At 55.1% G+C, this 14,630-nt stretch carries 11 protein-coding genes; 4 read left to right on the top strand and 7 right to left on the bottom strand.

Annotated features, from left to right (window positions below; translation table 11 throughout):
* Window positions 1-29 precede the first annotated feature (29 nt).
* From CXF87_RS08525 to prlC, 4 genes are all read right to left on the bottom strand, one after another.
* Window positions 30-2,231 carry a TRAP transporter permease gene (locus tag CXF87_RS08525; protein ID WP_035564887.1) on the bottom strand — a complete coding sequence of 734 codons (2,202 nt, stop codon included), beginning with the start codon at window positions 2,229-2,231 and terminating at the stop codon, window positions 30-32.
* A 104-nt stretch (window positions 2,232-2,335) separates the two neighbouring features.
* On the bottom strand, window positions 2,336-3,328 hold the full coding sequence (locus CXF87_RS08520) for a TAXI family TRAP transporter solute-binding subunit (protein WP_008959641.1): 993 nt from the start codon (window positions 3,326-3,328) through the stop codon (window positions 2,336-2,338).
* A 283-nt stretch (window positions 3,329-3,611) separates the two neighbouring features.
* Window positions 3,612-3,863: a YheV family putative zinc ribbon protein gene (locus tag CXF87_RS08515; protein ID WP_008959640.1), complete on the bottom strand. Its 252-nt coding sequence runs from the start codon at window positions 3,861-3,863 to the stop codon at window positions 3,612-3,614.
* Between the two features lie 58 nt (window positions 3,864-3,921).
* Complete coding sequence (gene prlC, locus CXF87_RS08510) at window positions 3,922-5,970, bottom strand: oligopeptidase A (protein ID WP_101146329.1); 2,049 nt, start codon at window positions 5,968-5,970, stop codon at window positions 3,922-3,924.
* Window positions 5,971-6,186: 216 nt separating this feature from the next.
* Between prlC and CXF87_RS08505 the strand changes: the two genes are divergently transcribed.
* The 3 genes from CXF87_RS08505 (at window position 6,187) to CXF87_RS08495 (ending at window position 8,923) form a co-directional block, all read left to right on the top strand.
* Entirely contained in the window at window positions 6,187-7,527 is a 1,341-nt protein-coding gene (locus CXF87_RS08505) for a sodium-dependent transporter (protein WP_101146328.1), read from the top strand.
* 51 nt (window positions 7,528-7,578) lie between these two features.
* Window positions 7,579-8,124 carry a gamma carbonic anhydrase family protein gene (locus CXF87_RS08500; RefSeq protein WP_008959637.1) on the top strand — a complete coding sequence of 182 codons (546 nt, stop codon included), beginning with the start codon at window positions 7,579-7,581 and terminating at the stop codon, window positions 8,122-8,124.
* Between the two features lie 127 nt (window positions 8,125-8,251).
* Window positions 8,252-8,923, top strand: coding sequence for a metal-dependent hydrolase (locus tag CXF87_RS08495; protein WP_008959636.1), 672 nt, complete (start codon window positions 8,252-8,254; stop codon window positions 8,921-8,923).
* Here CXF87_RS08495 and CXF87_RS08490 read toward each other — a convergent pair.
* Genes CXF87_RS08490 through CXF87_RS08480 form a run of 3 tightly spaced genes read right to left on the bottom strand, consistent with a single transcriptional unit; the run spans window position 8,899 to window position 12,963 of the window.
* Window positions 8,899-10,281, bottom strand: a complete 1,383-nt coding sequence (locus tag CXF87_RS08490) for a sigma-54-dependent transcriptional regulator (RefSeq protein WP_008959635.1) — start codon at window positions 10,279-10,281, stop codon at window positions 8,899-8,901. The genes CXF87_RS08495 and CXF87_RS08490 overlap by 25 nt on opposite strands.
* On the bottom strand, window positions 10,274-12,193 hold the full coding sequence (locus CXF87_RS08485; protein ID WP_101146327.1) for a sensor histidine kinase: 1,920 nt from the start codon (window positions 12,191-12,193) through the stop codon (window positions 10,274-10,276). Before CXF87_RS08485 ends, CXF87_RS08490 begins: the two co-directional genes overlap by 8 nt.
* Window positions 12,190-12,963: a GntR family transcriptional regulator gene (locus CXF87_RS08480; protein WP_101146326.1), complete on the bottom strand. Its 774-nt coding sequence runs from the start codon at window positions 12,961-12,963 to the stop codon at window positions 12,190-12,192. The genes CXF87_RS08485 and CXF87_RS08480 overlap by 4 nt, the downstream gene beginning before the upstream one ends.
* 265 nt (window positions 12,964-13,228) lie before the next feature.
* Here CXF87_RS08480 and lldD point away from each other — a divergent pair, with 265 nt between their 5' ends.
* Window positions 13,229-14,383 (top strand): FMN-dependent L-lactate dehydrogenase LldD, encoded by a 1,155-nt coding sequence (gene lldD / locus CXF87_RS08475; protein WP_101146325.1) that lies wholly within the window; start codon window positions 13,229-13,231, stop codon window positions 14,381-14,383.
* Window positions 14,384-14,630 lie beyond the last annotated feature (247 nt).

Genomic DNA, 14,630 nt, shown 5'->3' with positions numbered 1-14,630 from the left:
TACGCTTCGTATTTAGCGGCTTAAACCACTCAGCCAGCTTGCGCTGTTTTATTACCACCGCCGTGTAGCTTGCGCTGCATAACGAATAGCACGATACCAATCGCGAGGCCGAGGACGTCGGTATAGATACCGCCGTAGATCATAAACATCGCCCCCACCAGCATGACAACGCGCTGCCAAGCATTAACCGGTCCAAAGAACCACGCTTGTACCATGCCCGACAGCAGAACAATCCCCAGCGTTGCAGTCACCCCAACACGCAAGATCTGCATCGGCGAGCCTTCCATCAGCATGGCCGGGCTGTAGAAGAACATAAACGGCACAATGAACGCGGCCAAGCCAATCTTGAACGACGCCACTGACGTGCCCATGGGGTTGTCGCCAGAAATGCCGGCGGCTGCATAAGAGGCCAAGGCAACGGGCGGGGTGATCGCCGACACGACGGCAAAATAGAACACGAAGAAGTGCGCGATCAGTGGCTCAATACCGATATTGATTAGGCCTGGCGCAACGACGGACGCGGCCACCGCATAGGCGGCGGTGGTCGGCATGCCCATCCCCAACAAAATGCTGATCAACATGGCAAACACAAGCGCTAGCAGTTGGCTGACACCGGCTAAACCAAGCAGCAGCGATGAGAAGCGTGCACCGACACCCGTCAGTGAAATCACCCCGACGATTAAGCCCGCACAGGCGCACACGGCGATAATCTGAATCGACATGGTGCCCGCAATCTGCAGGGCTTTAAGGATTGCACGAAGGCCCATTTTATTGGGCGAAATCCAGCTCACAACGGCGGCTGAAGCGGTTGCCAGGGTGCCCGCTCGGATAACCGAGTAGCCCATGAACAGCGCGACAATCAGGATAATAATGGGCGCAAACAGGTAAACCTGTTTCACCAGCTTCGAGAACAGCGGGATCTCATCCTTGCGCATGCCACGCATGCCTTTACGGGCGGCTTCAAAGTCGACCATAAAGTAGATAGAGGCAAAATAGAGGATGGCAGGAATGATCGCCGCAATGGCAATTTCGGTATACGGAATACCGGTCACTTCAGCCATGATGAACGCGCCAGCACCCATGATTGGCGGCATGATCTGCCCACCGGTTGAAGCGGCGGCTTCGATGGCACCCGCACTACGCGCGGGATAACCGACTTTCTTCATCAAAGGAATGGTCAGGGAGCCGGTAGAAACCACGTTACCCGCCGATGTGCCGTTGATCATGCCCATCAGGCCAGAGGCGAAAATAGCCACTTTAGCGGGGCCACCGCGAGCACGACCCGCTGCGGCAAAGGCAAAGTTAACGAAGTAGTCGCCGACTTTCGAAGCTTGAAGAAATGCGGCAAAAATGATGAACAGAATAATATAGGTCGATGACACTGCCGTGGTGGGCCCGAGGATACCGGCATCGGTGTACACCTGGCTGAAGAAACGCTGCAGTGACAGGCCCGGATAGCCCAAAAAGCCCGGTAAATAAGGACCGGCGAAAACGTAGGTCAAAAAGACTGCGGAAATCACCACTAACGCTAAACCAGCTACTCGGCGAGTAAGTTCTAGAATCAGCAGAGAACCTGCGATGGCCGCCCAGGAAATACCTGACGGCGCAAACGACGTACCCGTCGACATACGGATATTGGTGTTATAAGCCACTAGCAAATAGCCTGCGCTCGCCATCGCGCAAACCATCAGCACCAAATCGGCAGGGTTGAAGCGGTGCCGAGCTTGACGGTAAAACCATGACAGCACAATCGCACCCGCCGTGGTCGCCATGAGCGGATAGCCGTAGTGCCAGTTTTCGACACTTGGGTCGATGCGCATGGCACTACCGCTGAGCGTTTGGTACATCACGAAAACTTGCGCCAAGGTATAGGCAGCGGGGATCAGTAGCGCATAGCTAACCCACTTAATCCAGGCGCCTGACGCCTGATGATCGTCCTCGGCAAAGCGGGCACCGGCAAATAGCCCGTAACCCAGAATAAGCGCACCGGCAATGTGTACGATACGAAACGACCAGGTTTCCATCGGATACACGTTGAGTGAAATCAGATGGAAACTTGAGTAAGCGATCGCTAATGCCGCAAATAGCAAGAATTGCCAGCCCGTAAACAGGCGGCGATTGGGTTCAACAACGTCGTCATCGACACCATCAGCAATAGACTCTGGTATCGCAGAAGCCGCGTGGGCATCATCCTTGAGGCCAGTGGGTTCTTGGTCGGTTTTGTGACTCATTAGAGTTCACCCTCACAGCAAAAGCAGACAAAGGGGGGGGAGCAGCGAAAGCTGCCCCGCCCGGCGAAACCGGAAACGGGGCAGTTAGAACGGTTTAAGGTTGCTTAGTTGATCATGTCATCAGCAATTTCATAGCCGTTCTCTTCATACCAGCGAGCAGCACCGGGGTGGAACGGCAGCACGGTGTTGTGCTTGATGTTTTCTGGAATGGTGGTTTCAGCACTACGGTGCACAGAGCGCATACGGTCGTTGTTTTCCATGGTGGCTTTGGTGACTTCATAAACGAAGTCTTCCGGCAGATCACAGCCAGCGATAGCGAAGTTCCACATGGAGACAGCGCGAGCATCTTCTTCAAGCGTTGTATAAGTGTTCGCCGGGATCATGAATTCAGCGACTGGGTAGTTTTCCAGTACCGTAGCTAACTCTTCTTCATTAAATTCGATGATGTTGACGTCAGTTTGTACTTCCAACTGACTAACTGCCGGGATCGGAATGCCCGCAGCGAAGGCAACAACGTCAAGTAGGCCATCCTGCAACTGACCGCCCAGGTCTGACCAGCCGCCGTTACGGCGCTCGAAGTCAACGCCCAAGGTTTCTAAAATGGCCGGGAAGTAAGTGTCAGACGTTGAGGCAGCCGGACCAAAACCGATACGTGCGCCATCCGGAATATCGGAGATTGACTCAATGCCGCTGTCAGCAAGCGCGGTAATGGAGAACGGCGTTTCGTACATGGGGAACATGGCGCATACATTGTCCATCTTCATACCAGGCGCCAGTGGGCTTTCGCCTTTAATGGCATCAGAAGCGGGACCCATGGTGGTTAAGCCAAATGCCATGTCGCCCGTGTGCACGAGTGCCAGGTTTTGAGTAGGGCCACCGGTGACTTCACCGCCACCCGATACACCCAGCTCATCAGCAATAAAGTTTGCCCAGCCTGAACCGTAAACGAAGTAAGTGCCGCCTTGGCTTGCGGTACCTACAGTGAAGTTGTCAGGCCAACCGGAACGGTCTGCTTGAGCTTGAGCACTGCTGGCAGCCGCCACAAGCAGGGCGCTGCTGGCGAGAAGAGTGAACGTTTTAGGCATTTGATTGCGCATGGCGAAAGTTCCTAGCTGTTATTGGGGTTATAGTCTGATGATTCCGAGTAATAGCGCTCATCGAACGGCATTAATCAGGCTATGCAGCAGTTATAACAGCGATAGTTGTGCCAGCTTATATTTATTTCTTTAAAATCAAATGCTTATAATTTTTTTATTCAACTTTGGTGGAAAGGGCTTTTCGCTATTGTGTCCGGTTGTTCGCACGGCAACGGCTTTTAAGTGTGCGGATAACCGCACACTTGCTGCGCTCTTCTGATACGACCAGTGCGAGAGGAGGGAATTAGCGGGAAGACTTGCCTGGATCCATAATGCGTACGGGTTGCACATCCTGCTGTTTCTGATCATCACGAACCTGGTTGACCCTAGTGGTCATCTCAGTAAGCGCATCTTCTTCGATGGGCAGTTGCTCAAAAAAATCGCAGCTGACGCACTCGCGATAACGGATGCCGTTTTGTTCCCAGGCGCGGATACGATCCATCGCCGCACAGCGCGGGCAGGTAACACCGGCGATAAAGCGTTTAACAGTCGACATTCAAAACTCCAAACGCGTGGCACCCAAGGTGCCACGCATGGGAAAGGGTTTAAAAAATTTAAGCAGCGCGAATGCCGCAGTGGCGCAGCAGCGGTTCGACGCTGGGTTCACGGCCACGAAAGGCAACAAACAGATCCGCCGCGTCTCGGGCACCGCCCTGTTCGAGGATTTCACAACGAAAGCGCTGTCCTGTTTCAGGGTCGAAGATACCGGCCTCTTCAAAGGCGCTCCAGGCATCCGCCGAGAGCACTTCCGCCCATTTATAGCTGTAATAACCGGCAGCGTAGCCCCCGGCAAATACGTGACCAAAGCTATTCTGAAAGCGGTTGTACGTTACTTTCGGCAATACTGATACGGCATCGCGCACTTCATCTAACAAGTTTTGTACGTCGCTGGCGCTGGGAGCGCTCAACTCGTGGTGCAGTCGTAAATCAAAAAGTGAGAACTCGATTTGACGCATCATGCCCATGGCGGATTGGAAATTCTTAGCCGCTTGCAGGCGCTCAAGCAGCTCGGCGGGCAGTGGTTCGCCGCTATCAACGTGTTTGGCGAGCAAGTCTAGCCCTTCGCGCTCCCAGCAGTAGTTTTCCATAAACTGGCTGGGCAGTTCGACGGCATCCCAGGCAACGCCATTAATGCCGGAAATATCGGCAATATCCTGTTTGGTCAGCATATGGTGAAGGCCGTGACCAAACTCATGGAACAGGGTGGTGACTTCATCATGGGTGAGCAGCGCAGGTCGACCGCCTACCGGGGCCGTGAAGTTGCAGGTTAAAAAGGCGACCGGCAATTGCAGGCCCTGCTCTGTTTGACGCCGCACGCGGCAATCAGCCATCCAAGCGCCGCCCCGTTTGCCTTCACGGGCGTATAGATCCAGATAAAAACCGGCAATCGGCTGGCCGTTTTCGGTGATGCGGAAATAGCGTACGTCAGGGTGGTAGCGAGGCGCTTCGGTATCTTCTTCAAAGCGCACGCCATAAAGACGCTCAACCACCTGAAACAAGCCATCGACCACCCGTGGCGCGGGAAAGTAAGGGCGCAGCTGTTCTTGAGAAATAGCATGGCGCGCTTCGCGCAATTTTTCACTGGCGTAGGCAACATCCCACGGTTCTAACGCCTCCAGGCCAAGTTCGTCACGGGCATAAGTACTTAGCTCGGCAAACTCTTCTTGCGCCTGGGGAAGCGCCCGGCGGGCTAAGTCGTTGAGAAAGTCGAGTACCTGCTCGGGGGACTCTGCCATTTTGGTAGTCAGCGAATAATCAGCGTAGGTGTCAAAGCCGAGTAGTTGGGCAATTTCGCTACGTAGCGCCAGTATCTCTTCCATGATCGCGGCATTATCAAACTTACCCGCATCAGGGCCCTGGTCTGAGGCGCGGGTAACGAAGGCGGTATACACTTCGCGACGCAGCTCGCGGTTGTCAGCGTAGCTAACCACCGGGAAAAAACTGGGGAAATCCAGGGTAATACGGTAGCCCGCCACGCCTTTCGCTTCGGCAGTCGCTTTTAATGTTTCAAGGGCGCTTTCGGGTACACCTGCTAAGGCTTCTTGGCTGTCGATATCTTTATGCCATGCTTGAGTGGCATCCAGCACGTTATTCGAGAACTGGTTTGACAGCATGGAGAGCCGCGACTGAATCTCGCCGTAGCGGGCTTTTTTGTCTGCGGGAAGGTCGACACCGGCCAGACGAAAATCGCGCAGCGCATTCTCAACAGTACGCCGCTGTGCGGCATCCAGGGTTTCCCAGGCCGGGCCTTCTTTTAGCGCTTGCCAGCCATGAAACAGCCCTTCGTGTTGTCCAACCCAGGTGCCAAAAGCGGAGAGTTTTTCAAGGCATGCCTGATATGCTTCGCGCAATTCTGGAGAGTTCATGGTGCCGTTAAGGTGCGAGACCGGTGACCATGCTTTAGTCAGCCGGTCATTGACGGCTTCGAGTGGCACCGCAAAATTCTCCCAGCTTGGCGGGGCGGCGGCTGCCTGTTCGGCGAGGCGGTCAATGGCTTCGCGGCTCTCGCTAAGCAGCGTTTCCACAGCGGGCTCCACATGCTCGGCGCGAATCTCAGCAAAGGGGGGTAGCTCGTGCGTTTCAAGCAGCGGGTTGGTGGACATAGGCACCTCAGGTGGCAGCAATTTTAAAACCGTATAGGAAGCGCAAAACGCGCAATAATAATGACACAGTGCGGGCGGTGGGGCTGCGTTTCAATGTTCGCTTCAATAACTATAATAACGATGTTTAATATCCGGGTTTACGCTTAGGGTTTGGCCTGCACGCAAGCGCCTGCTAGTCTTGCCGCCTTTTATTGCCACCAATGGCAGGAGCATGTGATGAGCGAGACGCTGGAGCGCTGGGGGTCGAAACGGGCCTTTATCTTGGCGGTAACAGGTGCTGCGGTGGGGTTAGGCAACATCTGGCGCTTCCCTTATGTGGCAGGGGAGAATGGTGGCGCGGCCTTTTTGCTGATTTACGTGGCGTTCGTGCTGCTGCTGGGGATTCCAGTAATGATGGCCGAGATCCTGATTGGCCGTGCCGGTCGGCGTGGGCCGATGCAGGCGCTGGGGGCCTTGGCGGCCGAGGCGGGGGCTTCCCCGCACTGGCGCTGGCTAGGGTTGTTCGGGGCGCTCACCGTGTTCTGCATTTTATCGTTCTACTCGGTGGTATCCGGCTGGTCGATTGAGTTTCTGGTGGCCTCCGTTAACGGCAACTTTAATGGCGCGAGTGCCGCTGAGATCGGTGCCAGCTTTGAATCTTTTTTAGCCAATCCGGGGCTGCTGATTTTTAATCACTCGCTGTTTCTATTTATGACCATGAGCGTAGTCGCGGCGGGCGTTGCCAAGGGGCTGGAGCGGTTGAACAACCTGCTGATGCCGCTGTTGTATCTGTTGTTGCTGCTACTGGCGGGCTATGCCGCGACGACCGATGGTTTTGGTACGGCGCTGGCGTGGCTGTTCTTACCCTCTTTCGAGGCGCTGACACCATCGGTAGTGGTGCATGCCATGGGCCATGCCTTCTTCACGTTGGCGGTGGGGGCCTGTGCATTAATGGCCTATGGCGCTTATATGCCGGAAGAGCAAAGCTTACCCAAGGCGGCGGTTGCGGTCGCAGTACTCGATATCAGCGTGGCGTTACTGGCGGGGATCGCTATTTTCTCAGTGGTATTCGCTCAGGGTATGGACCCTGCCGACGGCCCGGGCTTGATGTTTGTGACGTTGCCTATCGCCTTTTCTGAGCTGCCATGGGGCTCGGTATGGCTAAGCGTGTTCTTTTTACTGCTGCTGTTGGCCACCTGGACATCGGCGATTAATCTGGCGGAGCCGATGGTCGCCACGCTGCAAGGGCTGGGGCTGCGTCGGAGTATTTCGACGGCGATCGTAGCGCTCAGCGTCTGGTTGATCGGGCTATTATCAGCCTTCTCCTTCTCCTCCCTGGCTGAGTTTCGGCCGCTGTTCGGGCGCAACGTCTTTGAGCTGGTTAGCAGTATACCGCCGGATGTTTTTCTGCCACTGGGTGGCCTGCTAATCGCGATTTTTGCGGCTTGGATCATGCCACGTGAAAGGGTGGTCAGCGCGTTAGGTGTTGGTGAGAGCGGCTACTTAGTGTGGCGTAATATCATCCGCTGGGTGTCGATTCCGCTGACCTTTATTGTTCTATTGGCCGGGTTGCTATAGTGGGTTGGTCAAGTTCTCTACGTTTTCCTTCCAACATTTCAGGAGCGAGTGATGAGCAGTGCGCTAAGAGGCTATCAAGGTATCGAACCCCAATTGGGTGAGCGTGTTTATATTGATCCGGCCAGCGTGGTCATTGGAGATGTGGTGCTGGGTGACGACTGCTCCGTGTGGCCAATGACGGTGATTCGTGGCGATATGCACCGTATTCGTATCGGCGCACGAACGAGCGTGCAGGATGGCAGCGTGCTGCATATTACCCACGCAAGTGACTTCAGCCCCGACGGCTTTCCGCTCACCATTGGGGACGACGTGACGATCGGCCATAAAGCGATTCTGCATGGCTGCACGCTGGGCAGCCGGATACTGGTAGGGATGGGCGCGATTGTGATGGATGGCGCGGTCGTCGAGGACGAGGTCATTATCGCCGCGGGTGCTGTCGTCACGCCGGGTAAACATTTGGAAAGTGGTTATGTGTATGCTGGTAATCCGGCCAAAGCGATGCGGCCGCTGAAAGATAAAGAGCGCGCTTTCTTCCCCTATACCGCCGGTAACTACGTCAAATTAAAAGACCGTTTCTTGGCAGAAGCGTCTCTTTAATCATTTTTCTTAGAAAAGCCTAAGCAGTTGCTCAGCCAACCTTTTTTCTAAATAAGTCATGTCGCGGCCGCAAGAAATCTGTTAATTTATACAGTTTTCTGTTTTGCAGACTCTGGGATGCCGCGTCATGGCTAATTTTCGCACGCATATTACGGTAGCAGCGGCGGGCGGCATGCTAGTAGCTTACGCAGGCTGGAAAGGCCAATGGTGGCCGCCTTCCCAGGCGGTGGTGATGATTGCGTTGGTCACGTTTGGTGGCATTCTGCCCGATATTGATGCCGACCGTTCTCACTCTATCCGTTTGATATTTAACCTACTTTCAGTGCCTGCCTTGGTGCTGGGGGCACTGTTGCTCCAGCCCTGGCTAACGCCTGGTGCGCTGTTGGTTGCCTGTGGTGGGATCTACTTCTGTGTTCGCTATTTGGCGGGCGTACTATTTTCGCGACTGACCGTTCACCGCGGTATTTGGCACTCTCTGCTGGCAGGTGGGCTATGTAGCCTACTGGCCGCCGCGTTTAGTTTTAACTTACTCGGCCAGCCAGCGTGGTTGGCCTGGTCCCACGGGGCTGCCACGTTGGTCGGTTTTTTGATTCATCTGAGTTTGGATGAAATATATAGCGTTGACCTGGAGGGTGCCCGGCTAAAGCGTTCGTTTGGAACGGCGCTGAAGTTAGGTGATAGCCGTCGGCCGATGTCCAATCTGTTGATGCTGATTGCGACGTTTACGCTAATTCCCTGGGTGCCGCCCTGGTCGGTATTGGGTGAATTGCTGCATCAAGGCTCGCTGCTGTGGCGGTAGTCGTCGGCGTTGAGTCCATGCTTTTTAAGTTTGTCGTAAAAGGTTTTGCGCGGAATGCCTAAGTGGCGACACACGTCGGTTACCCGGCCGTGGTAGCGCGCCAATGATTGGCTGATCAGGCTCTTTTCAAACAGCTCTACCTGGCGCGGCAGAGTGAGCTCTTCGGTATCGGCGTTGACCCCTTCCAGCAGCGCGTCCAGGCGGTAATCAAAAGCAGCACCCAGCAGCACATAACGCTCAGCAAGGTTACGCAGCTCACGTACATTGCCGGGCCAGTCGTGGGCCAGCAGGGCGGCAATGGCGGGGCTGTCTAGGGTTGGCGCTTCCAACCCGCTGCGGTTGGCAGCCACCACGGCAAAGTGTTGAAACAGTAAAGGAATATCTTCGCGCCGCTCACGCAGCGCGGGCAGCGGCAGGGTAACCACGTTCAGCCGGTAGTATAGATCTTCGCGAAAATTTCCCTCTTCAGAGGCGGTTTTGAGATCGACTTTGGTGGCCGCAATCACGCGGATATTAAGCGGAACGGTTTCATTGGCGCCTAGCCGCTCGACGCTGCGCTCTTGCAGTACCCGCAGCAGTTTGACCTGCAGCGCCATGGGCATCGATTCAATTTCATCTAAAAATACCGTGCCGCCATTAGCGTGTTCAAACTTGCCGATGCGCCGTTCTACGGCGCCAGTAAAGGCGCCTTTTTCATGACCAAACAGCTCTGACTCAATGGTGTTTTCAGGCACCGCACCGCAGTTAATGGCCATAAACGGACTGTTACGCCGGGCGCTGCGCTCGTGAATGGCACGGGCGACCAGGTCTTTGCCGGTGCCTGTCTCGCCAAACAGCAATACATCGGCTTCCACTTGGCTGATGCGCTGAATCATCGAGGCCAGCCGTGAAATGATCGGTGTGCGCCCTACCAACCGCGGCCCTAATGCGGCCTGTTGCACCTCTAGTTCCGCTTTTAGGCGATGGTTTTCCAAACTGAGCTGGCGCTTTTCAATACCACGACGTACCACATCCAGCAGTTGATCACCGGCAAAGGGCTTCTCGAGAAAATCCCAGGCGCCTGCGCGCATCGCTTCTACCGCGGTAGAAATATCGCCATGGCCGGTGATTAAAATAATCGGCAGGGTGGCATCGCGGCTGTGTAGCTCATGCAGTAACGCCATGCCATCCATCCCCGGCATGCGGATATCACTAACAATCACGCCGGGGAAGTCCGGCGTTAATGCCGCCAGCGCTTGTTCTGCCGATTCAAAGCAGTAGGGCGTGTAGCCCGCAAGTTCGAGGGTTTGGCTGGCGGTGATCCGCAGATGCGGTTCGTCGTCGATCACCATGACCGGCAGCGTCGACGGCTCATGCATAGTGAGTGCGCTCCTGGGGGTGCGTAAATGTTGAGTGGGGCAGGGTAATGGTGAAGCAGGCGCCCCCTTCGGGTTGGTTAGCAGCCTGCAGCTTGCCGCCTAGATCGTCCATGATACGTGAAGAGATTGAAAGCCCCAGACCCAAACCACTCCCTGGCGCCTTGGTGGTAAAAAAGGGTTCAAAAATATGCCCTAAATGCTCCTCGGGAATGCCAGGGCCGTTATCGGTAACGCTGATAACGACCTGCTGCTGGTGGGTATGCGTCCCTAAGATCAGTTGTGGGGTCGGCACGCCTTTCATAGCCTGCAGTGCATTGCCGATTAAGTTAACCAGCACCTGTTCCAGCCGCACCAGGTCGCCTTTTACCCACAGCGTTTCATCGGGCCAATCCTGAATAATGCTGATATTGCCTTCGCGCAGGCGGCTCTGAAACAGGCGTAAGGCGTAGTCGATACAAGCTTGTACCGATATCGTCTCCTGGCGTTCGCTGCTTTTGCGCGAAAACTGCCGCAGCTGGGCGCTGATATCCGCCATGCGTTCGGTCAGCTCGACAATTTGTTCCAGGTTGGCATCCGCCTTGTCGTGGCGGGCTAATGCGATAAAGCGACGGGCGTTTTCTGCGTAGGCGCGAATAGCCGCCAGCGGTTGATTGAGTTCATGGTTGATGCCCGCGGCGAGTTGCCCTAATACCGCCAGTTTGGCGGCTTGAATAAGCTCATCCTGGGTTTGACGCAAGTTGGCTTCAGCGCGGCGACGTTCTTCAATTTCATCGGAAAGGCGCTGATTACTGGCCACCAGGTCACGAGTGCGGCGTTCAACGCTGACTTCCAGTTCGTCACGCACGCGGGCCAAAGTGTTGCGCTCGCGTTGGGCAAATGCTTCCCGCTCACGACGCAGCCTTAGACGCTGCCAGCCAATGCCCACACCAAGCGTTACCACACCATAAAGGCCGCCTGCCATGAGGGCGGCAATCCATTGGGCACTAATCACTGGTGTTAGCGGCTTTAAAATATGCATTTGCCAGCCAAACTCAGGAATATGCCGGGTCAGGCTAAGGTAGTCGCCGTTACTTAGCGGGCCCTGGGAGAAACTGACCAGCTGACTGCCCTGGCGGTAAGGCGCATCGACTTCTATACCCGAAGGCGACAGCGGCTCCATGGCGTAGCGGCGAGTGTCGTGCAGTGTTTGGCGCTGTTCATCGCTGAGCGGGTAAAGTGCGTTCATGCGCAGCTCTGGGTGGCTGGCCATGAAAATGATGTTGTCGCTATCGGTCACAAACAGCTCGGCATCCTGTTCCGCCCAGCTCTCTTCAACGTCATCTAGCAGGACTTTAACCACTAACACCCCGTCTGGCTGTGAATCTGGCGAGGTGTCGTCTAGCCACACGGGCGAAGAAAAGTAGTAGCCCCGCTCAAGAGACTTGATGCCCAAACCAAAAAAACGGCCCTGGCCGCCTGCAATGGCATCGGTGTAGTAGGAACGAAATGCATAGTTCTGGCCGATAAAGGTATTGGGGCGGTGCCAATTGCTGGCGGCGATCGTGTCGCCATCGCGGTTGAGCAGATAGACGTCCGACACGCCTGCTGTGAAGCGGAAACGATCCAGTAGCATATTCAATGGCATTGGGTCTTGGCTGTCGGGAGAGGCCAGAAAGCGCTGCACGCCTTCCCGGGTAGCAAGCATTTGCGGCAGGTAGTCGTAGCGCAGCAAATAGCCGTTCAAGTTGGCGGCAGACAGTCGCAGCTCGTTTTCAGCATCGTCCTGCAAGTTGGAAAGCGCTTGCTCACGCGCTAGGTGAGCAGCCTGCCAAACACATAACAGCAAGCCGAGCGAAATGACCAGTAGCCACAGGCGCCGCCAACGTAGCGGTAAAGGAGCCGGGGCTTGATTGGTCATGGCAGCGCTGTTCATGCCGGTGTCTTGCTATTGCCTTGGGCGCGGCGAAGGGCGCGCTGGGCGCGTGTCTCTGCCCGAGCCATTTCCAACAATCCTTCTTCGACAAACACTAGATGTTCGTGGGCGCGAGTGCGGGCATCTTCTGCGCGCCCTTCTAAAATGGCATTGAGTAGAGCGCGGTGCTGTTGCATTAATTGGCTGCGTGAACCTTCCTTGGCAAACAAGTGGGCGAGATTATTAACAATGCTTTTCTCCAGCAGATGAAAAATGCCGCGAATGGTATGTAGCAGCAAAACATTATGGGCAGCCTCGGCAATCGCAAGGTGGAACGCTGCATCCAGTTTCGCTTCTTGAATAGGGTCGGCACCGGCGAAGCCGCCGTCGAGCTCTTTAAAACGCTGGATCAGAACGGCCTTATCCGCGGGTGTTGAACGCAGTGCAGCGTAATAAGCGGATATCCCTTCCATGGCATCACGGAATTCGAGTAAATCCAGGTTGAACTCGTCGTGGCGGGAAAGCATTTCCAGCAATGGGTCGGTATAACCATTGCTGAGGTCGTCGTTAACAAAAGTGCCGCCGCCTTGGCGGCTGGTCAGTAAACCGCGAGCCGCTAGTTTTTGGATTGCTTCACGTAAAGAAGGGCGCGAGACGCCGAAGCGTTCGGCCAATTCACGCTCAGGAGGCAGACGTTGCCCTGGTTTTAGGCTGCCTTCCAACATCATGGCTTCTAGGCGCTCAGTAATTACATCGGCCAAGCGCTGCTGGCGGAGCGGTGGGTAGCTCATGTTGGTTGGCTCCTTTAATTGGTAAGACCAATATTAAGGGCTTTGAAGCCTTAGCTCAAGAGTCTCTAGGGCAGGGGGTGTTGTCAGGCCCATAAATAGCGGCTTTAAACTAAAGTATAGCGCAGTGGGGTGCTATAAAGCGGCATCATCGTTTGACACGCTTAAGGCGCCTCACTAATGTTGGCGTTACTTTTTTGTCAATTGGTAAAACCAATTCTAACAATTGAGCGTCGATGTAAAACGCATACACTGCATAGGGCTCGCCATGATCATTTCAGCATCCACGGATTACCGACAAGCGGCCAAGCGCCGTATCCCGCCCTTTTTGTTTCATTACGCGGACGGCGGGTCTTATACCGAACATACGCTGCGGCATAATGTCGAGGATCTTGCCGGTATCGCGTTACGTCAGCGCGTGCTGAAGGATATGTCTTCATTGTCACTGGAGACCGAGCTGTTCGGTGAGAACCTTGCCATGCCGATTGCTTTGGCGCCGGTGGGGTTGGCAGGCATGTATGCAAGACGCGGTGAAGTGCAGGCGGCGCGCGCAGCTACTAATAAAGGTATACCGTTTACGCTGTCGACAGTATCGGTGTGTCCAATCGATGAAGTAGCCTCGGCAGTCGATCGGCCTATCTGGTTTCAGCTCTATGTGCTGAAAGACCGTGGCTTTATGAAGCATGCATTGGAGAAAGCTAAGGCCGCTGGCGTCAAAACGCTGGTTTTTACCGTCGATATGCCGGTGCCTGGGGCGCGTTATCGCGATGCGCACTCTGGTATGAGCGGCAAGTATGGGCCAATCCGGCGAATGGCTCAGGCCGCAATGCATCCTTTCTGGGCTTGGGATGTGGGTATTCATGGTCGCCCTCATGATCTAGGTAACGTGTCTGATTATCGCGGTAAGCCAACGGAGCTTGAAGATTATATTGCCTGGCTTGGTGACAACTTCGATCCGGCTATCTCCTGGAAAGACCTGGAGTGGATTCGGGAGTTCTGGGATGGCCCTATGATCATCAAGGGCATACTTGATCCCGAAGACGCTCGTGAGGCGGTTCGCTTTGGCGCGGATGGCATTGTTGTTTCTAATCATGGTGGACGCCAGCTTGATGGGGTACTTTCTACCGCGCGTGCTTTGCCTGCTATCGCCGATGCGGTTAAAGGTGACATAGCGATACTGGCTGATTCTGGTATACGCAGCGGACTTGATGTCGTGCGGATGATTGCTATGGGTGCTGACACGGTATTGCTTGGGCGTGCCTACATCTATGCTCTTGCCACTGCCGGCGAGGCTGGCGTTACCCATTTGCTTGAGTTATTCGAAAAGGAAATGCGGGTAGCAATGACACTCACCGGGGCCCATAGCATCGCCGACCTCGGGTCTGATTCTTTGGTTCCAACTTCGCTCCGCGATGTCTATTAAGCGTCGCTTGCGCCTTACTACTATCAATATTAAAAAAGCTCTTGCCAACGCGTCCGCGAAACCGTAAAGTACGCATCCGCTGCCGGGGACGCCAAGCGTTACCAGCGGTGTATAAGGTGTAAAAGCCTTGGTTTGTCAGGAGGTTAGCGCATTTTTTATCGCTCGCTTCACCCGCTAAACACAGCGGTTGACAACCACCAGGAAATGCGTAGAATACGCCTTCCTCGCTGCGGCAAGCCAAGTCAAA

The sequence above is a fragment of the Halomonas sp. MES3-P3E genome, assembly GCF_002836035.1.
GTDB lineage: Bacteria > Pseudomonadota > Gammaproteobacteria > Pseudomonadales > Halomonadaceae > Vreelandella > Vreelandella arctica.
This window is presented reverse-complemented; position numbering and strand designations above follow the sequence as displayed.